The sequence below is a fragment of the Oceanobacillus kapialis genome, assembly GCF_044790185.1.
Taxonomy (GTDB): Bacteria; Bacillota; Bacilli; order Bacillales; family Amphibacillaceae; genus Oceanobacillus_B; species Oceanobacillus_B kapialis.
Window position 1 is genome coordinate 980,501 of record NZ_CP085256.1, and the last position, 21,295, is coordinate 1,001,795.

Consider the following 21,295-nt stretch of genomic DNA (forward strand, 5'->3'; position numbering starts at 1 on the left):
AGTTTTGAAAAACACATTTTTAGATTTATTGGCACAGCAATATGATAGTGAAGAAAAGGTCGTAACGGAAATTATTAACCTTGAAGCCATCCTCGACTTGCCAAAGGGCACAGAGCACTTTGTAAGTGATTTGCATGGAGAGTACCAAGCGTTTCAGCATGTGTTGCGAAATGGTTCAGGAAAAGTAAAAGAGAAAATAAGAGATCGTTTTTCCAATGAATTGTCCGAAGATGAGATTACGGAGTTTGCGACATTAGTGTATTATCCTGAAGAAAAAATACAATTGATTAAAAGTAACTTTGCTAACAAGAAAGAGCTAAATGAATGGTACATAGAAAAGATCGGACATCTTATTCAGCTAATTTCCCATGCTTCTTCTAAGTATACGAGATCAAAGCTTCGCAAGGCTTTACCAAAGCAGTTTGTCTATATTATTGAAGAATTGCTGTATAAAACAGATGAGCTTACAAATAAAAAGTATTATTATAGAAAAATAGTGGAGCAAATAATTTCCCTTGATCAAGCAGATAAGCTGATTATTGGGCTTGCATATACGACACAGCGCTTAGTGGTCGACCATCTTCATGTAGTCGGAGACATTTACGATCGGGGCCCTGAACCTGATAAAATCATGGATACGCTTATTAACTATCACTCTGTCGATATTCAATGGGGAAACCATGATGTTCTATGGTTAGGTGCGTATTCCGGTTCCAAGGTTTGTTTGGCGAATATTATTCGAATCTGCGCTCGTTACGATAATTTGGATATCATTGAAGATGCGTATGGTATCAACTTGAGACCACTTGTAAACCTGGCAGAGAAGTATTATGGGGATAATCCTTCTTTTCGTCCTAAGCGGCATTCTGGCAAGGCCATAACGGACGAGGAGCAATTACAAATTACGAAGATTCATCAAGCGATTGCGATGATTCAGTTTAAGCTTGAAATGCCCATTATCAAAAGACATCCTAACTTCAATATGTCTAAAAGGCTGTTATTGGAGAAGGTAGATTACGAGAAAAACGAAATAACCTTGCACGGAGAAACATATCCGCTGGAAAATACATGCTTTGCAACAGTGGATCCAGAAAAGCCCGGTAAATTATTAGAGGAAGAGAAGCAGGTCATTGATAAATTACTATTCTCTGTCCAGCATTCGGAGAAATTGGCCAGACATATGAGGTTTCTCATGAAAAAAGGCAGTCTTTATTTAAAATATAACGGAAACCTTTTAATCCATGGCTGCATCCCGATCGATGAGCAAGGGAATATGGAAGAGATGAAGATTGAAGGGAAAGCATACGCCGGACGGGAACTGCTTGATATCTTTGAACACTTTTTACGCCAAGCTTTTGCCAATCCAGAAAAAACAGATAATCTGGCGACAGATATGGTCTGGTATTTATGGACAGGCGAGCACTCATCTCTATTTGGAAAAAGAGAAATGACCACCTTTGAAAGATATTTTATAGCGGACAAGAAAACGCATAAGGAAAGAAAGAACCCTTATTACTACTTGCGTGAAAATGAGGAAACATGCCATAAGATCTTACAGGAGTTTGACCTTGATCCGGCGCAAGGCCATATCATTAATGGTCATACACCAGTTAAAGAGGTGGAAGGGGAGAACCCAATTAAGGCAAATGGAAAACTTGTCGTTATTGATGGTGGTTTCTCCAAAGCCTATCAACCAACAACTGGTATCGCTGGCTATACATTGCTTTATAATTCCTATGGCATGCAGCTTGTCGCACATAAGCACTTCAATTCCAAGCAAGAGGTATTGCATAATGGCAATGATGTCTTATCCGTGAAACGATTGGTCGATAAAGAGCTCCAGCGAAAGAAAGTAAGAGAAACGAATGTTGGGGAAGAACTGTTACAGGAAATTGCAATGTTGAAGAGTTTGTTAGAGTATCGGTATATGAAGTGAGGATTTTTATAAAGGAAGTTTTTAGCAGTGAAGTGTATTTTACAGTTTATATAAATAAAATTATACTAATAATAAGAAAAGGCATCGTGTAGCGCTAACTACCCGATACCACAACTCAGCCGCTTAAAGAGCGGTTGACCAAATGATGAAGATCAAAAAGAAGTAACCACTACCATGGTCTGGGGGCGGTTACTTCTTTTTGTTTAGAAAGATGACGATGGTTATGATTAGGGTTCATCTTAAGAAAAGAAATTTTTAAGTAATAAACCGCTATTAGATAATAAAAACTAAATCAAAGATCTTTAAATACTTCAACTTCTTCGATCGAAGTATAAGGAGAAAATGAAAACCTTATCGCTTCTCTAACTTCTTTTAACTCCAACCCAATAGCTTGTAAAACGTGTGAGGGTTTTGTACTGCTACATGCAGAGCCAGAAGATGCAGCTATAATAGGGGCTAATTTTTTAAGCAAAATTTGGTTGTTAACTCCATTAAATCTCACGTTAATAATCCCTGGTATTTTGTTTTTACTATCAGAATTAAAAGTAATTTTATTACTAAATTTATCAATTAAAATCTGTGTGGTTTTGGATTCAAGCTTTTCTAAATTTCTCAAGTTACTTGTTAAATTACTATCTGCTATTATAGCAGCTTCACCAAATCCAACTATGTTGTGAACTGAATAAGTCCCGCTTCTTATACCTTCTTCTTGCCCTCCACCATGGAAAAGAGGCGTCAAAGGAGTAAGTTTACCATAATTGTCACTTCTAATAAATAGAGCTCCGACGCCTTTTGGCCCATGCATTTTATGAGCAGAGCAAGATAGGAAACTAATACCACTGTGACTTTTTAGATCAACATCAATTTTTCCAACCACTTGGGTTGCATCTGTATGGAAAAGTATATTTTTGTTTTTGCATATATCAGACAAGCTTTTTATATCATTTAAAGAACCGAGTTCATTATTACCCCATATTATACTTACTAAAATTGTATTGTTTGTAATCGCACTTTCTAGTTCATCAGAACTCACTCTTCCATATTGATCAACATCCAAATAGGTAATATTGAAACCTTTATTCTCCAAGTATTCACATACGTCTAATACAGCTGGGTGTTCAACTTTGGATGTAATAATATGATTTCCTTGATTAGAATAATAATCAGCAACGCCTTTAACAACCATATTATTGCTTTCGGTAGCCCCACTAGTAAAAATAATTTCTTTTTCCTTGGCTTTTAAAAGAAGGGATACGTTTTTCCTTGCTTCTTCTATAGCATCCTTTGCATGATTGGCAAGCTTGTAATACTTACCAGATGGGTTACCAAACTCATCTGATAAGTAAGACATCATTTTGTCTCGAACTTCCGGAAGTACCGATGTAGTAGCACTATTATCTAAATAGAGCATTATAATCTCTCCTTAAAATTTTCCTCCGACATTCTAAGTAAATTGGTAAGTAATTTGTTATAGTTCCCCGCATGTTTATATTCTTGTTCCAGTAGTTGTACCCCTCGTTCTAAATGAGCATTAAACAAAGTAGGAAAATAATCTTCCTCGGGAACTTCTTTTTTAGCATGTTGTCTAATTAATGACTTGTAAAAATAGTCTTGCTCACCAGTTAACGTATTTCGATTAAATTCTAGACCTTTAGTTTCTGATTGAGTCTCATTCGGTTGTTCAGGATCCAAAATTGAAAGAGAAATAGATATTCTGACTAATATATTTGGTGTTAAGCCTGTTGAGCTTTGTAAATTCTTTAAAGAAGTGGCGGCTTTTTCAGTAGTTTTTAAACGAAAATTCATGAGTGTACCACGCTTTCTTTATTGTTGTTAAAAAAGTGTTGTTCAATAACTGTTTTTTTATTTAAACTATCATATTTTAGGGTATATTCATTCGCAATATATGGCGATAAATTAATAAATAATTCCTTATTGATTTCTGAGTCAGTAGACAAGATAATAATTTGTTGTCCAAATTTAGGAATCAGTTTAGTTATAACAGAAGATTTGTGTTCAATATCTAGTCTTCCAAGTAATGTATCTAATACAAACGGTAATTGTTTCTTCGAAGAGCTGATCGTTCCCCAAATAATTGACAAAACCAACAATTCTTTTTCCCCGGCGGATAAAATATCTTTATTTATATCATTATTATCATAGTCTAATAAGGTTATTTTAAAAGTTTGATGATCGAGTTTAATACGATTAATAAAAAGGTCTTTACGAAATAATTCTTTTATCATCTTAGTTGAAAAATACTCAACATCTTTTACTTTTTTCCTTAGCTGACTTTCTTGGAATTTCTTACTGATATTTAAAACCTTTTCTGTTTCTTTATAAGAAGACTTTGTCTTGTAAATATTATATAAATCCTTTTTTATTTTTTCGTTTTTATTACTTAGTGTTTGAATCTCCACTTGAATAGGTTCGGTTTGCCCTTTTAAAGACTCAATTTCAACTTCTAGGTCTGCTATTTTCTTATTATAGTTTTCCATTGCAATTATCATTTCGTTAAATTCACTAGTAGATTCATTATCTTTTAGTTTCTTGTTTAATCGACTAAGTTTATTGAGATCATTTTTATTTTTTTGTACTAGTTGATTTAATTGGCTTAACTTTTCTATATTTGTATCTGTAAATAGTGCGTAAACCTGATGTGCCTCAGTTTTAGAAGCATTATGAATAATATTAACATCTTTTGTACCTGCTAATTTCTTTACTAAAGAATTTTTTAATTTTTGTTCTTTATCTTCACTTATTTCAAATCCAAGTGCATCCTGTATATCTTCAAATGAAATGTTATTTAACTTTTCTTTCATCATATTTGAAACGTAGTAATTTTCCTCGTCCTCTAATTGTGCTACTAACTTCTTTAAAATAGGCAAGCTTAAAAAGAAAGGAAGTTCTCTAGCAATAAATTCCTTAATAATTTCTTGGGCGTGCTTACGTTCATTTTCAATTCTTGATATTTCATTTTGGATTTTATTTCGTTCTTCATATATAAGCCCACCATGTATAGAGAAATCGTTTTTAACTCTCTGGTATTGTTCCTTAGAATCCCTTAAGTCATGACTGTAATTCTCAATACGGGAAGTTAAACCTCTAAGTTTTTCAATTTTCGATGTCAATTCAAGTTCGATGTTTTCAGTATCAACTTCTAATTTTTTCTCTTTATCAGATTTAAAACTTTGACTTAAATAGCTTGTTAAATCCTGCTCTAAGTTTTGAAAAAGATCCAAGTTAAATAACTTAGTAGATAATTCTTTTAGATAATTTGAGAGGTTGTTTTCATTGCTTAACTTCGCAATATCCTCACCATCAAAGAAACAAAGCTCTAATAGGGAAGGGGGAAAGCTAGTTCTCAGTTTTTCAAAAAAATTATCTTTTTGTATATCGTTTAAGTGAGTATTATCTTTAATAATTTCAACATGTTCTTTAAGAGAAGCGCTAGCAACATCCCAACCCCGAATAATCTCAATATAGACTTTCTTAAAATCTTCAACCATAGTGAAGCCAATTTTTATATTGAAGTTCTTGTTATCTAAGTTCTTTAATGCTTTATTGTTAAGCAAAGAGTGGATTTTAAGCCTATATTCTTTAGATTCGGTTTTAAAACCATATGCTAATGGCCCATACAAAGCTAACCTAACACTATTTAAAAAGGTTGTTTTACCCGCACCATTCTTACCCCCAATTAGGATAGTGTTTTTTCCTTTTTTTGAATCCAATAAAAAACGATTAACACCTTCATAAGGGCCAATATTATTTAAAACTAATTTTTTAAAGATCATATTAATTTCCTTTCAATCTAAGAAGTTATAGATGTAGGTAGTCTTGTTTTAAGGCAGAAGAAAGTTGATCCATTAAACCTCGTTTTAATTTAAATTCGGAGTGCTCTTTTTCAATTAAGAGCAACTTTTTCATTAAGCGGAAGTCCATACCTTCTTCTTTGCACATTAACTCAAGTTGAGAAAGGTCATCAGCATCAAATATTAATCTTTCATCTCTTTCCCAATCTAAATCAGATCCAAAAATATCGTGATATATCTTTGGTAGGCTATCTTCAAAGTCTCCGTTGTTAAACCAAATTTTACGGATCTCTTTAAGTTCTTCCTCTTGAATTAGTTCATAATTTTCGTCATGAGGATGTTTCAATTCCTTCTGAACTTCTAGCAATTTGGTTAAGATTTCTCTTCTAGCCTCTAAAGTAAATGGTCCTAACCCCAATTGACAGTGGTTGTTATCTTCATCCATAATTAAAATCTTGGGATCTTCTGAGGATGCTAAATCAACATTATTATCTTCTAAATAGCCTTTTAATTGAGCTTTTTTAAGAACTTTGAAATCATTTAAAGGTAACAGTTCTTTCATTCTACTTCCTTTTTTAGGTACTAATACTTTATCTTCGCCATCATGTTCAATAATCTTTACTGGATTGAAATAAACTTGTCCATTCATGCGATATTTCATTCTCATAGAACGGTCGTCGCGGATATTTGATAACCAATTTCTGAAATCAAGTAGTGGCTTCATCCAATCGTGCCCATTATTAATAAACCCAGTTAATGCTTTATCTTCATTTACTACAGTGCAAACCCAACATCCAAAACGGGAGTTACCACAAGACCCCGCGGATTCTTTTACTGTTTTGTCTACTACAAGAGGACATTCACCGCTGTTCGAATCACTATACAATCTATATAGCTCATTATTGTCGTCACCCCAAGGAGAATCAAAATTTAGAAGGTAATTCCAAACGTCATCTAGATCGAACGACTTAATCGGAGCATAAACATAAGCATTTGATAATGTTGAATGTCTCATGAGTAATTTACCTTCAGTAGTATGTGATTTAATAACGTTTGCTCTTGTAGCACTTTCTTTTTCTCTTACTCCTAGAAGCATAATTACTTCTCCAAATGAATCAACTTTATCTTTAATGAATTGGTTAGCAGGGTCTATTTTCATTCGATCAGTACACCATCTAAATTGCTGATTGGGGGAAGGGTAACCTTTTCCAATTATATTAGTCCAAAAAGATTGTTCAATCATTGGCTTTACTTTATGAGTTTCAATTGGTAGGTTTAACTCTATTGCTTTATCTTCAATTCTACGTAATGTAGTATTAATGGACTGTATAATTAATGGAGTTTCTACCAAAGTGTCCGATGAAATTACATAAACTTTTTTTGTTAATTGATTTTTATCTAATTCAGTAAGTGCATCAAACACTAGCTGCACTACTACCGTAGAGTCTTTTCCGCCGCTATAACCAACTACCCAAGGGCGGTCATCCGTTAAATAAACCTTTTTGATTTCCTCTTTCGCTTGGTCTACAAGTGTAGTCTGTTCATTTATCAAATCTGAAATAATATTCATTATGAAGCTCCTTTCAAAAATTCATTTTCCAAATTAGCTTCTTGTTCTGTAAGTGGTAAACTTAAAAACTTTTTAATTTGGTTTGCAGTTAATCTTATGGTTTGTGTATTCTTTTGTACTCGTCCGTTCTTTATAGCGCGGCCTTCCCATATATCAGTATTGGATCTAGACCAATCAATATCTTTAAGTTTTTCAATGTAATGTTCCCATTCATCTCCATAATATTTTCTTAAATAGTTTCCAACGATTCCGATGGCTTCAAAGAAAACGCCATGACCGATAATGTAATTCATTCGTAGATCTTTGGGAGTCAGTTCTTTATTCATAACCTGGGTCCATTCTGAAACAGAGTCTGTTAAACCTAACCAAAATGCTTTTAGAAACTTTTCATCTTCTTGATTAACAGAATCCCCTTTGGAAATCCCTAATAACTTTAAATTAGTATTGAAAATATGATTTAAGGCAACGATTTTAGGAGAGTTCTTTGATAAGGAAACTCTCTCCTTATCTGTATACCTGCTAAGAAAAGGGATGGAATTACTGATGTTTTTTGTAATAATTGCAAGTTTGTCCCGGTGATCATACAAAATACCAATAGATGATGTAGTATTGACTGCATGTCTGTTGAGATCTGAAAAAATTTGTTGAGAATTTTTAAGACCATCATCTATAAAGAACACAACTGAAATAGTTTCAGAACCTAGATCAGGATTAATTCGTAAAGCTTCTTCAATTGCAGCTCGCCTATGTTGTCCATCATTAATTAAAAATTTGGCATCTAATGATATGGATAACATTCCAACATCTTTTAGAGAACTTTCCTTTGATACTGATGTAAACTCTATGTCACCGTCTACTGATGCAGTCAACGAAGAGAATACATAGTCTGTTGGATTGTTGACAATATAGTTTGTGATCTCTGGAATTCTATTTTTGTTTATAATTCTTTGCGACCTGTATTCTGGGGGTACTTCATCCTCGTCAAATAAAAAGATTTTGGGTATTACTCGTAATGGACACATCGCTATATAATAATCTTTACCGGCTTGTACTCCCTTAATTCCTGGGAAGTTATAACTAAACCCGAGTTCCATATACAACCTCCTTTTTACGTACGTAAAACCATGTATTTATTATAAACTTTTTAGAGAGAGAGTACAATAAAAAAGAAACGTATATTCTACCATGATTAAATTGGATATTATAAATAGTAGGAAAGAACTAAAAATATGTTAATAATTATGGTAAAATAATAGCGTGAATATGTAGTTTGGAGTTGATAAAAATGAGTAAGTTTGTAGAATTCCTTAAAGAAATTAATACTCCTGCAGCTCAATATGCTAATGAAATGGAAAATATAATTTTTCAAGATCCCAGCAGTGCAATTGTTAAAGCCAGAAAATTTGCTGAGACTATACTAAATGAAGTCTTTAGTATTGAAAAAATTGAAGAACCCTATATTAAATCTTTTTATGAAAAAGTATCTTACTTAACAAAAGAGGAATACATAAAGAGAGAAACTCAAAAATCATTGGATACAATTCGTATGGTTGGAAATAAGGCGGCTCACCCTGGACAACAAAATGATCTGGCTGATGCATATAAACTTCACCGGGAAATGTATAATATTGCGGTATGGTTTTATGAAGTTTATTCAGATTCAGAAAAGCAAGTTAAAGTCCCAGTTTATGAAACACCACAACTTCCAAAACAAGAAAATGTGGAGGAACTAATCCAGCAAAAAATAAGTGAGTTGTTGGGTAAGCAAGGTGGTCAGAATATTAGTGTTGGAAATGATAACCAACCAGTAATTGAAAAGGTTATAGAAGGGGAAAAACCAGATATCTTAAATAAAGACTTAGAAGAAGGTCAAAGTTACCTTTTAAGGGAGATCAGAAGGTTAAAAGATTCATCACAGGAAGCAATTGAAAATGCTAATCAATTTAGCCATTTTAAAGAATACCTACACGTAGATAGAAAAGTTCAATTGGATCTTGAAAAAGTCTTAGAGGAAAACTTGAGTAAAGATCAGGGTAGTCTTGTGTTGTTATGTGGGAATGTTGGAGATGGTAAATCCCACTTATTAGCGTACTTAAAAGAGAAGAAACCTTGGTTAATCGAAAACTATACTATATTTAATGACGCGACTGAGAGTTTTTCGCCAGGAAAAGATGCCATGCAAACGTTAGAAGAGACATTAAATGAATTCTCTGATCAAAAACTTAGTACTGCTAAAGGTAGAGTAATTCTAGCCATTAATATGGGAGTTCTTCATAACTTTATTTCAACAAATCATGAGAGATACACTTATGAATCCTTAAAAAAGTTTATTGATGATAGTAAATTATTCACTCCTAAAATAACAACTCACTTTAGTAAAGGTAGTTTTGATCTCTTAAGCTTTGGCGATTACCACTCTTACGAATTAACTGAAAGTGGTCCAATATCAACATTTTATTCTTCGCTTTTAGAAAAGATCACGAGACAGTCCGAGGACAACACATTTTATTTGGCACTTCGAGAAGATGAAAAAAACGGCGTTAAAACAATGGTTCAAGAAAATTTTAGACTTCTTCACAATAAAGTGATTCAAGAGCAAATAGTTAATCTCATCGTACAAAGTATTGTAAAAAAGAAACTTGTTATATCTGCAAGAGCCTTTTTAAATTTAGTTGCTGATATTCTTTTACCTGACAAAATTAGCAATATTAATTTAATGTCACAATTTGATATGCTAGAAGATTCATTACCTAACTTACTATTTAATCGGACCGAACGTTCAGACATTTTAAGAGCGCTTGGTGAACTAGACCCTCTTCATTGTCGCTCAAATCATATTGACCAACTTGTTATTGATTTAAACACCTTAAGTGAATGGGATTCGATAATAGATGAAAACATAAAAGATGAGATTCCAATCAAGTGGTTAAAATCATTTATCTCGAACGAAACTCTTATGGGCTATTCTTTTAATTTATTTTTTGAAACATTTATTAGGATAACTTATTTAACTAATAAAAAATTTGCAAGCAATATAGCTGACAATAGTTATCTAGCGTATGTTAAAAATCTCTATAATTTTAATAAAGGTGAAAGAATGGGTGTTAGAACCTTTTATGACGAAATGAAATCAGCAATATTCAAATGGAAAGGGTCCCCTAAAAAAGATTATATTTATTTGAACAAGCCATCTGAAAAGTTCCGGCTAGCACAAAAAATTAATCTACGACCTACTATTGAACATTTAAACCATAATACGAATGACATTTTAGAGTCATTTAAGTCAACAATTCTTATAGCTTATCATGATGGTATAAAAGGCAATGAGATATTTTTAGAAATTGATTATCCTCTATATAACTTATTGACAAAGGTAAGAGAAGGTTATAGACCAAATAAAAAAGATGAAGAAGATGCCATAAAGTTTGTTGAGTTTATTGATAAGTTGATGGCATTTGGTGACAAACAAACTGAGTTGCTAGTGTTTTTCAAAGCCGATCAAAGGTTTTATTCTATTAAAAGAGATGATGTTTTTGGAGCTTTTGTATTTGAAAGGGAGAGTAATTATATTGTCTGAATTATATAAAAGTACACTTGAGCAGTTATTGCGAAAAAATTATAAGCATGATGTGGGTAATGTTATAGATGTGCTACCATTTTTATCCAAGAGAACACGCGCTTTAAGGGACCGTTTTAATAAAGTGCTTGGGGATTATGTTAGAAATCTTAATAATTTAAAATTAGATTCCTCTTCTATAAAAAGACAAGAATTCAAAGTTTCAGAAGAAGAAAATGAGTTTAGTGAGCATATTGCTGATAAGGTAGAATTCAGCAGTGAAGATGATAAGCATGATTTTGTGCGATTTTTAGATCAATATTTGTTTAATAAAGAAGAAATAAAGCTCATTCATCCATATTTGTTTAATTATATAAAGGTAGAAAAAAAGGACAAAAATGAATACAGTAAATATGCTCAATTTATGAGTGATACATTAGTTATAAATAAACAGGAATTAATGTCAGTATTTAATAATAAAGAAACCAATGATATTATGACAGAGTTAGTATTAAGTCAGTTGGATATCCTTAAGGAGACAGAGGAAAAAGAGCGGAAATATATGCCACTTCTAAAGCCACTATCTCAATTGTATCAGGAAGATGTGGTTTACCTTAGTAAGTATAAAGATTACTTTTTAACTTCATTTCCTTTAATTACTCATTTTTATGTTTTTATGTATACGTGTCAATTAGTGGTGAAGTTTGAACGGTTTACTTCAGCCAATTATGAAAAGTTAGATCCATTATATTTTACACTTGAGTGGGAATCTTTAAGTAAGAGAAGAAAGGCTGCTGATCACTTAGAAAGCTTTAGGTATATTAAAGGTAGATTGGAAAACCTCTTTCCTCATATACACACGCTTTCACATCTCAGTCATAATAAAGCTAACGCAAGTATAGAAGAAATTGAGAGTAGAGAAAAAAGCATTAATGTATTAACCTATACGGATATTAAAAGCTTAGTAGATAAAGGCGAATTGAATGAAGAAAAGTTGTTTGAGGAAATAAAAGAATGGATTCAAATGTATAGCGATATATTTAATATAGAACATCAAGCAACTTCTACCAATTTGTCAGAAGCAATGGAGGAGTTATTTAACCGTTTGAAAACTGGAATGAGTAGTACAGTAAGTAAGAAATATGGCGGTAATGTTGAGGATTTAGGAGCAAACCAATTTATTAAAAACCGGGGTAGTCTGGGACAGGTTTTAAATATAAAACACGACTTTTTGCTATTATTAACAGCAGTGTCTGTTAAAGACACTCGTATTCCATTAAATGAGTTGTTCAATCAATTTGAAATGAGAGGTATTGTTTTAGATCGTTATTCAAAAAAAGAAGTTGTTAAGTTACTAGATAATTTAAATATTATTGATAAAAAAAGTGATAGTGGTGATGCCCAATATGTCAAACCAATTTTATAAATATATAGCTTCGTTATTAGTAGACTATTTTAAAACAATAGGAATAAAAGCGGGAGACCGATATTACCTTCAATTAGACAACCCTACTGAAGTTAAATTACTTGTTGATGCGCTGTCTAATTTTGAAAGCTCTATACCTTTTAAGTATCAACACAGACTAGGTGAGGAATATACAACAAATGCATTAACCTTTAATGATCATCGTTTGGTCATTGCATATACCTCTGAATTTGTTAAACCCGATTTTCTTGTAACCTTAAGAAACTTAGTAGGTGAACAGAAAAGTGAATGGGAAGATACTTCCTTAATTAGTATTGTATCAGAGCAACTTGATTCCATTCAGGGTGGAAGTAGTGATTTACAAAAAGAAGGGATGCCTCTCCATCCTCAATCCCTTTTTAAAAGTCTAAGAAAAGAAATAGATGGTAGTGTTTTGGAGAAAGTAGACAAGATAATACTGTTGGATAATCTAACGAATTTAATGAAAGAACAACCCTTTCAACAGATAACCCTTTTTGAGTTTGAAGATATCTTTTCAACACTGGAAAAAGGACATATTGAGGATCATGAATATTACAAATTTGGTCTATTCAAAGATCCTGACCTCGCAAGTTTTCCCGGAAATGAGCAAAAAAAACGTATTGAATTAAATAGAGAATTATTTGATTATGTAAAAAAGATCCATGATTACGGGCGGGAAAAAGAGGAACTTGAAAATAAGTTCTCGCCTTTTGGGGCAAATGAATTAGAAAAAGAGGATTGGAAAGATAATGATTTCCCTAAAGTTGACCGATTCCATAAGGAATTTATAAGGAACAATAAAACTGTAAAAGTAGAACTGGAAGAAATTAAGGTTAAAGACAAACTTAAGGTTTGGGATAAGCCATTTAATGAAAATACTGCAGGGAAGAGAAAAAGACATATTGTAATATTTAATCCTGACCAAATTCCTGAGATTGAACTATCAGCTTTGTTTAAAATCGATGGCAATATAAAAGGGTTGGATAAGGAGTATTTGAAGGTAGAAAAAGAATCCAAGAATAATATTAATTTGCTAGTAAAGAAGAAGAATTTAATTGGTAAGATTGAACCGCCAAAAAATAAGCCTCTATTTATTAAATTCTCATATAAACATAATAAAAAGGCTGCATTGGGTGCTGAATTTTCTATAGTGGTACTTCCTATTGACCCAGTTTATTTGGATAGTTATAAATCAAAATACTTGGTAAATACCAAAAGGAAAGCAGTTGAAATTAATTACGAGGATGATGAATTGACATTTGGTGATGGGATTAATCACAAAATTATAGAAATTACAGAGCCCAATCAAGAAGTTTCGCTTACTGAAGATGATAAACTAACTATCGAACCATCGCCCGAGGTTTTTAATGACAATGATGAGTTAATAATTCGAGTAACATTTCTAGAGATTACTATACCTTTTCTTTTTAAAAATGAATTGCCTGATTCAATGCCGATTACTGGCCAAAGGATTTGGAAGTTAATACGTGAAAAGCAATCTGATATACAATGGATTAAAGATAACGATAGGTTAGTACTTGAAAACCAAGAGTTTTACTTCCATTCTGAATATAAGTCCTTCTTTGAGTGGGAGGACCAAATAATTGAGTGGGGTATGAAAGCTGCACATTTTGGTTCAGATCAATTAAGCTCTTTAGACATTAAATTAAGTGAAGGACTAAGAGAGGCTTATAGTCGCTTCATAACCTATTTTAAAATCAGGAATTCCATACCTAGTTTATGTACCATCACAGAAGACCTAAGAAAGAGATCAATGGACTATATTAGTGAATATAAAAAGGAAATTCAATCCTTTAAAGGTGGAGTGGCTGCAGGGAAGAAAGGGTTAGACCTGTTTAAACTAGGCACAATTCAATCAAATGAAAAGGTTTATTTGACTCCATTTCATCCTCTAATGGTTGCATATAAACTTAAATATTTTGAACTTCTCGGAACCGAAGAACTAAATAATAGTATTCTTAATAGGTTAACGCCTGATGCTTTATTACCGTTTATTTATGATGAGAAGGAAATGCTATATAAACCAGACCATCAACTAGCAGCAGCAGAATGGTTAGTATTCAAGCCTGTTAACCAGGTTTCTGTCTCTAATGCCAATCAATACTTAGCCAAAGTAGTAAGCGATAAAATAACTCAATTTAAAGCACACTTTTCATATCTGTTTATTGAAAAGTCCCGTGCGCCACTTCAAATCAATGTCATAAATATTGCAAATGATTTAGAGGTGATTAGAGGTATTTTTCAGTGGATGGTTAATGTTATCGATGGTGAAGGACCTGATTATTTAAAGACAATTGAAGTTACTCTTTACAAGAGTAAACATTTGGAAAGTTATTTCGACATATATGCTCGAACAGAGTCTGTAATAGAATTTGAAAATCTATTTAATTTTAGATTAAAATCAAAGAATTATGAAGCAGAAGATATTCTAAGGATATTAAGGGAAAAACTATTCTTCTTTAAAAGAGAGTTAGGTACAGAGTATAGATATGCTCACATTTCCTTTTATAAAATGAATGCTCAAGAGAAGATGGCAGTGCAACCAATGGATGACATGAAATCAGGTATTTCAATAGAAGGAATATACTCAAGCGTACCATCAATGAAAGACGAAGAAAACTATCGAAATGGGTTTGGAATAAAAGCAAATAGCATTAGCAGTAACAATGAATTGACAAATGTTGCTTACTATGTAAATGAACTTGCTGCAAATCTACGTAATGGTGGAAGTGATAGCTACAGAAAAGGTGAAGCCATCTTTTCAAGAACTACAAATACTGATGAAGAAATGCTAGAACATGTTTTTAAATCTTCCCATTGGGTAACTTTCGTAGACCCTACTATAGATCTGGAATACTTCAATAAATATGATGGTAATTTAGTCGTGATACATTATAGTGACCAATATTCTTCGTCTAGTCGTTACGATGCAATTACAGTTACGGATAAATCAGATCAATATTTTGCCGTGATTAAAGAGTTTTTAAAACAAAAAGAAGTTGAAGGAACAAATACAAATGTTTTAAATACTATTAAAGCTTTCAATACTTTTAATGGCGAGTGGTTACTTAGAATTATTGGTAGTAAAGGGCACATGGACAGGGAGAAATTAAGTATAATTTCTGCTATTAAATATTCAGTGTCCTATTTAGATCATCCTAATATTCTCTGGATTCCCATCTCGTTAGAAGAAGTATTAAGGGTCGCGGGCGCAGTAAGTCTGAATAAATCAGACGGAGTTTTTACTGCTAAAAATTTAGGAGTAAGTGGAAGTCATAGTGATGATTTGTTACTAATTGGAATTGAAACCAATGACAAAAAAGATGTTCATTTGCATTATTACCCCGTCGAAGTAAAAATTGGTGTAAATGCAAACACCGTATTAGATAAAGCACGTCTACAAGTATATAAAACCAAAAAGTTGCTAATGGATACTTTAACAGGTGAACTAGGAAAAAGCTTTAAAGGAAAGTTTTATAGAAACTTTTTTACTCAGCTAATTATATCTAATTCACAGAAACTTTCACAAAGTGATTTTTGGAGCGAGAAGGATTATGAATTAGGTGATCTTGTAATCGAAAAATTGCAAAAAGATGAGTATACCATTTCAGATGGTATCAGTAATTTCGTTGGGGAAGGTGCTATACTATCTTTCCAAAAGGACGCCTATCATCGTAGTGCAGTAATTGATGACGGTGTATTATTATTAAATTTGACTGAATATGATGGATATAAAGGATTAGTTCATCCCATTGAAGATACTAGAAATTGGATCCAAGATGAGCCTAACGATTTCATTAAGGAAGATATGTTGTCTTATAGATATAAAGTTCAAACTAATGAAGAATACAAGGTAGAGGAACACAGTTTAGAAAATGAAGAAGATGCTGTTCAAGATAATAAACATAGTTCATTAACTGTACCTGAAGAACAAGATGGTAATAGCACCAAAGACGAAAAACCTACGAATGAAAACAAGTTCATATACCAAGAACAAACACCAAACAATACTCTGGAAAATACAGATAACTTTGATGAGCCTATCTATGGAGTAACAAAAAAGATGGGAAACGAAGAGCCAGTCGAATTAGTCCAAAATAACAGGCAAACTAGTATAGAAACGCCTGCATTACAAGATACTAGATTGTTAATAGGTAAGGCCGAGAACTCAAATAGTGAAGTGTTTTGGGAATACGGAAATAAAGGTCTTGCGAATAGACACCTCTTAATTTCAGGTAAATCTGGACAAGGTAAAACTTATTTTATGCAATGTTTGTTGCTAGAAAAAGCAAAATTAGGTATCCCAAGTATCGTAATTGATTATACTGAAGGGTTTTTACCAAATCAGCTAGAATCTGAGTTTGTCGAATACCTAGGGGATAAACTTAAGCAAAAGATTGTGTATAGTGAACAATTCCCAATTAATCCTTTTTCCAAAAATATAAGGGATATTGGAGGGATTGAACTTCCAGAATCTAATACAGATGTTGCGGAAAGAATTAAAAGTGTCTTTGCTGCAGTCTATAGTTCTTTAGGTATACAGCAGCAAAATGCAATTTACGATGCTACACTAAGAGGGTTAGAACTGCATGGAGAACAGATGAATCTGTTAAAGCTTAAGGGATTACTGGAAGAGGAAGGGTCTAACTATTCTAAGACTGCTCTTTCTCAAATACGGCCTTTAATTGACCGTAACCCATTTAGTAATACAGATACTATTGACTGGAGGGACATTACGGAGAGTAATGGAGAAGTTTTCGTAATTCAACTAACTGCATTTCCCCGTGATGTTCAGCTAATGATTACAGAGTTTATACTATGGGACCTATGGAATCATTCTATTAGATTTGGGAGTAAAGATAACCCTATGCCTGTTATTATGGATGAAGCGCAAAACCTTGATCATACAGAAAAATCTCCTTCAGCTAGAATATTAACTGAAGGAAGAAAATTTGGCTGGTCTGCTTGGTATGCTACTCAATTTTTAAAATCTCAATTAAGTGCAGACGAATTAGCGAGGTTACAAAACTCCAGCCAAAAGATTTATTTTTCTCCACCGGAACAAGAATTATCTAACATTGCTTCAAGTTTATCGAAAGATAGCAATGAGAAAAAAATGTGGGAAAACAAACTTGCTGAGTTAAAGAAAGGACAGTGCATCGTTCACGGGCCTATTCTGAAGCCTAATGGAGAACTTTCAAATCCAACCATCACCTTGGTCGATATTAGTCCGTTAAATGATAGACTTTAGGAAAACCCCACTTCGGTGGGGTTTTGTTACATTAAGAGTACATAAAAATTTTTCACAATATAAAAACGCAGTTCCATTTGTCTGTTTTTATTATAAAAAAAATGATGGAACTGCGTGCAAGATATTTTTTTATTGGACTACTTCAATCATAATATAGATATTCTTAGGTCTTCCATTGAGGTTTTTTCCTGATAAATTTCGTGTATAACTCGAAGTCCAGACTCAATGTAAAAAATCATTAATTTGTGTAAACTTTCTTCATCTAAAGACATCTCTGCCTCATTTTGTATTAGATGTTTAAACAGGAGAAAATCATTTTCTTTGATAATGTTGTCAGGTATAGTCCACTTGTCTTTACTATCAAGTGTGTTGCTCTTTATTTCCCCGTAAGAAATTTGAAGCCCTTTTGACAAACTTATTTTAATTGCAGTGGGGCGGTCTACCTCTAGATATTCAGTTATTAAATCTAATATTTCCTTTCCTTCTTTGGAAAGCAACATTCTGCGATTAGCCATAAAATCACTCCGTTATAAAGTCGAAATAACCATCTCGAATAATGGTATATTTTTTATCCTCATCATAATCTAACATATATTGTTTATATGAATGATCATCCATTAATTTTACGTATTCACTAGTAATTTCTGTATCAGTAGATAGTATAATTACTTGTTCACTTAACTCTTTATAATAATTTGAGATTAAACGATTTCTATGATGACTATCTAATCTACCAAGCGGTGTGTCAACTACAATTGGTAGAGAAAGATCCGAAGCTTTGGTCAATGCCCAAATAAGTGAAGATGAAATCATTTGCATTTCTCCTGCTGACCGGTCTTGAATACTTATTTCCTGCATTTTATCGTTATAAAGTCGAATAGTGTATGTTTCAACATCGAAATCTATCTTTCCAAATTCATCTTGCTTTCTAAATAATTGCTTTAGCATGGTGGAAAATTCGTCTTTAATGTATGCTGCTTTAATACTTGTCACTTCAGCAACGTACTCATTCATTGCTGACATAGTTGATTGCAGGAGTTCAATTTGTTGGTGTACTTCTTCAAGGTTTACATCTTTTCCAGACAAACGAGTAAGCTTATTAGTAATATCTTTCTTATCAACTCTAGCTTGATTTAATTTTTTATTGATTGTTTTTAGTTTAAACTCGTTCTCACCAATCATTTTTGTGAGTGAATCAATTCTTTGATTTTCCTTTTCAATATTAACTTTTACAGGGGCATTTCGGATATCTATTTCGATTTGTTTTAATTCGTTTTCAATTTTCTCGATTTTATTAATCAAGTCTGTCATAGAATTTTTTTGATATGTCGTGTAATTTAATAAAAAATTCTGTTCTTTACTTGAAAGGTCATGTATTTCTTTAATGTCTTTAGGGCTAGCCAGGTTAATGTTGTTTTCTTTCTTCCATATTTCTTCACCAAGCTCTTTAATTTGGATCAATTGACCATTAGTAAGAGCAGGCTCAATATTTTTAGTTAATAATTGATCGATAAAGTTTCTATATGGAGTTAATGAAGTTTCTTCAATTATACGCTTTCGTTTTACTTCATTTTCTAGCTTTATTTGTTTCTTTAACCGAGTAATTTTATCTCCAAGGATAATTCCTATTACTTGGTTTTTAAAAGTTGTATCGATTTGATCTTTTGCTAGTTTTAATTCCGTCTCTTTTTGCGACTGTCTTTTGATGAAAGTTTCACGTGACTTAGAATTTTGAGAAACTTTCGTATTACGAATATTCCTTTCTTCATCAAGCAAATTACTTAATCGATCACGCTCTAAACTAAATTTATCTCTTTGCTTTTCTAGCTTCCGTACTCGATCATTAATTGTGTTAAGTTCCTCTTGAAATCTATTCAATTTTTCGTTACTAACAGAATTAGCGAGTTTATTCTCCAGGTTTCTCTCCAAGGTTTTAAGATCAATTAGCAACTGGTTATAGGATTCCATCCCGGTTATTTTATGTATTGCTTCTTTCATTTCATGGCTGTTTTGCCTAAGAATAATATCTTTTATTTCCTCTCCATCAAAAATAAAAAACGGTGCTGCATGAAAGGGAATAATTCTATCAATAAACCGATTATAAGTTTCAATATTATCAATTTTTGCTTGTTTATTAGTCTTTGAACCAGGTTTAGTTACTACTAAATTTCTTTCCTCATGTGAAAGTCTCTTCTGCTTGTCAAAATACCACTTTATCTTTAATTTCCATTCTTCACCAGAGTCAGTTTCTAATACAAGAATAATAGAACTTTCTCGTCCACCCTCGTCAAAAAATGTGTTATTAATGGCATTAGAGAACAAGCGTTTATGCTCGGACTCCGTCATACCTCTTTTTCCAAATAAGACGTAAAGAATAGCTTTAAGTATCGTTGTTTTGCCGGCGCCATTGAGTCCACCTAGTAAAATAATATTTTTACCTTTCTCCCTAACATCCTGTGGAATATACAGATCAACTTCTTGGGTCCCGTAATAAGTTTTATAATTATCAAATATTATTTTTTTAAATAGCATAATAGATCACCTTAGTTTGTATTTTTTGTATGGAAATATATTAGGTCCTGGTACTCTTTAATGCGAGCGGCGGGGCTATGGTTTTCATATGATAACTTTTTTGCAGTTTTAAGAAGGTCGCTGGCTAATTTATAAGGTATTTCATGTTCCTTAGATTTTCTAGTTAAAAGTTCAATTTCTCTTCTTTTTATTTTGTTCATTATAATCACCTATTTAACAGTTTATTAACTAATTTTACTACAGATTAATACTTTTTAATAGGAAATATTGTGTGCTATCAATCTTAATGTAGTCCTTTAGCTCTATTAGCTCTACAACTTCGTTTTATAGTAAGGGAGACAAGAAAAGAGTGTTCTGTTTTTAAAAAAAAGATAAGGAATAGAAAGTATGAAAGTGAGTGCTTTGTGAGGTTATTGCAGCTACCAGGATGTACAACCGTATAACAAAGAAACTAAAATACAAAGTGGAGTGGGAAATTCTTGTTTCACTTAATGTTGAAAGTCTTTTGCTAGGATTTATTGCCTGGATACTACCTATTTTTAATCTTATAAAATATAAAAGACAAGATCATAGGAATTGGATTGTCCTTTCTGTTATTAGTTTTAGAGCTTGTAGTATTTCCTTGTATCTGCAAATGTTTATAACACTCACCTTGTGAAGATTGAAGATTGGTCTGCCTTAACGGATACATCAGACGCTGTAGCGTTTATTAACATAGGTTTGCTCACCGTTACAATTTTATTAAATGCTATGATGTTATACTTATATCGTAATAGATTAGCGGAGTAAGGTACTACTTCCCCCTATAAGCTAAATTATAAAGAAATGTTTAGTTCCAAAGATTAATTCTATCCCCATTATGGGTCGTCTTCTTTAGAATGGAATGTGTTTGAGCTTCATTCTTCTCGTGAAGAGTAACAAGAGAAAAACACGAACAAGGAGGACAACCACATGGAAAAATGGTCTAGCTTTATTTTTGCTGTTGGTTTTATGTTCGTTCACTTCTTTTCTAAATCGATGAAATTCATAAAGGATACCCCAAGAAGTCGTTTCCTTTCCATTGCAGGTGGCATTGCTGTGGCCTATGTTTTTATTTATCTTTTACCAGAGTTGAACCGTCGCCAATAAGTTTTGCAAGAGGCAGTAGAATCAGGAATATTTAAGTTCATA

General features: G+C 32.6%; 14 protein-coding genes. 6 read left to right on the plus strand and 8 right to left on the minus strand.

Annotated elements, in window-relative coordinates; all coding sequences use genetic code 11:
* Window positions 1-4: 4 nt before the first annotated feature.
* Window positions 5-1,936, plus strand: coding sequence for a fructose-1,6-bisphosphatase (locus LG273_RS05230; RefSeq protein WP_404458393.1), 1,932 nt, complete (start codon window positions 5-7; stop codon window positions 1,934-1,936).
* A 292-nt stretch (window positions 1,937-2,228) separates the two neighbouring features.
* Here LG273_RS05230 and LG273_RS05235 read toward each other — a convergent pair whose 3' ends face one another.
* Genes LG273_RS05235 through dndB form a run of 5 tightly spaced genes read right to left on the minus strand, consistent with a single transcriptional unit; the run spans window position 2,229 to window position 8,412 of the window.
* Window positions 2,229-3,347 (minus strand): cysteine desulfurase family protein, encoded by a 1,119-nt coding sequence (locus LG273_RS05235; RefSeq protein WP_404458396.1) that lies wholly within the window; start codon window positions 3,345-3,347, stop codon window positions 2,229-2,231.
* Entirely contained in the window at window positions 3,347-3,742 is a 396-nt protein-coding gene (gene dndE, locus LG273_RS05240; protein WP_404458399.1) for a DNA sulfur modification protein DndE, read from the minus strand. Before dndE ends, LG273_RS05235 begins: the two co-directional genes overlap by 1 nt.
* A complete protein-coding gene (gene dndD, locus LG273_RS05245; RefSeq protein WP_404458402.1) occupies window positions 3,739-5,730 on the minus strand; it encodes a DNA sulfur modification protein DndD in 1,992 nt (663 codons plus the stop codon). The genes dndE and dndD (LG273_RS05245) overlap by 4 nt, the downstream gene beginning before the upstream one ends.
* Before the next feature lie 25 nt (window positions 5,731-5,755).
* Window positions 5,756-7,318: a DNA phosphorothioation system sulfurtransferase DndC gene (gene dndC, locus LG273_RS05250; RefSeq protein WP_404458405.1), complete on the minus strand. Its 1,563-nt coding sequence runs from the start codon at window positions 7,316-7,318 to the stop codon at window positions 5,756-5,758.
* A complete protein-coding gene (gene dndB, locus LG273_RS05255; protein ID WP_404458408.1) occupies window positions 7,318-8,412 on the minus strand; it encodes a DNA sulfur modification protein DndB in 1,095 nt (364 codons plus the stop codon). Before dndB ends, dndC begins: the two co-directional genes overlap by 1 nt.
* A gap of 191 nt (window positions 8,413-8,603) precedes the next feature.
* Between dndB and dptF the strand changes: the two genes are divergently transcribed.
* From dptF to dptH, 3 genes are read left to right on the plus strand one after another with little or no spacing between them, the layout of a single operon-like run.
* Window positions 8,604-10,895 (plus strand): DNA phosphorothioation-dependent restriction protein DptF, encoded by a 2,292-nt coding sequence (dptF, locus tag LG273_RS05260; RefSeq protein ID WP_404458410.1) that lies wholly within the window; start codon window positions 8,604-8,606, stop codon window positions 10,893-10,895.
* Entirely contained in the window at window positions 10,888-12,300 is a 1,413-nt protein-coding gene (gene dptG / locus LG273_RS05265; protein WP_404458413.1) for a DNA phosphorothioation-dependent restriction protein DptG, read from the plus strand. The genes dptF and dptG overlap by 8 nt, the downstream gene beginning before the upstream one ends.
* Window positions 12,281-17,593 (plus strand): DNA phosphorothioation-dependent restriction protein DptH, encoded by a 5,313-nt coding sequence (dptH, locus tag LG273_RS05270; protein ID WP_404458416.1) that lies wholly within the window; start codon window positions 12,281-12,283, stop codon window positions 17,591-17,593. The genes dptG and dptH overlap by 20 nt, the downstream gene beginning before the upstream one ends.
* 146 nt (window positions 17,594-17,739) lie before the next feature.
* Here the strand turns inward: dptH and LG273_RS05275 are convergent, their stop codons facing one another.
* The 3 genes from LG273_RS05275 to LG273_RS05285 are packed head-to-tail and all read right to left on the minus strand — an operon-like array spanning window position 17,740 to window position 20,325.
* Entirely contained in the window at window positions 17,740-18,108 is a 369-nt protein-coding gene (locus LG273_RS05275) for a hypothetical protein (RefSeq protein ID WP_404458419.1), read from the minus strand.
* Between the two features lie 4 nt (window positions 18,109-18,112).
* Window positions 18,113-20,125 (minus strand): DNA sulfur modification protein DndD, encoded by a 2,013-nt coding sequence (dndD, locus tag LG273_RS05280; protein WP_404458421.1) that lies wholly within the window; start codon window positions 20,123-20,125, stop codon window positions 18,113-18,115.
* A gap of 11 nt (window positions 20,126-20,136) precedes the next feature.
* Complete coding sequence (locus LG273_RS05285) at window positions 20,137-20,325, minus strand: DNA modification system-associated small protein (RefSeq protein WP_404458423.1); 189 nt, start codon at window positions 20,323-20,325, stop codon at window positions 20,137-20,139.
* Window positions 20,326-20,779: 454 nt separating this feature from the next.
* Between LG273_RS05285 and LG273_RS05290 the strand changes: the two genes are divergently transcribed.
* Both LG273_RS05290 and LG273_RS05295 read left to right on the plus strand, forming a co-directional pair.
* Window positions 20,780-20,914, plus strand: coding sequence for a hypothetical protein (locus LG273_RS05290; RefSeq protein ID WP_404458426.1), 135 nt, complete (start codon window positions 20,780-20,782; stop codon window positions 20,912-20,914).
* A gap of 162 nt (window positions 20,915-21,076) precedes the next feature.
* A complete protein-coding gene (locus LG273_RS05295; protein WP_404458429.1) occupies window positions 21,077-21,253 on the plus strand; it encodes a hypothetical protein in 177 nt (58 codons plus the stop codon).
* Window positions 21,254-21,295 lie beyond the last annotated feature (42 nt).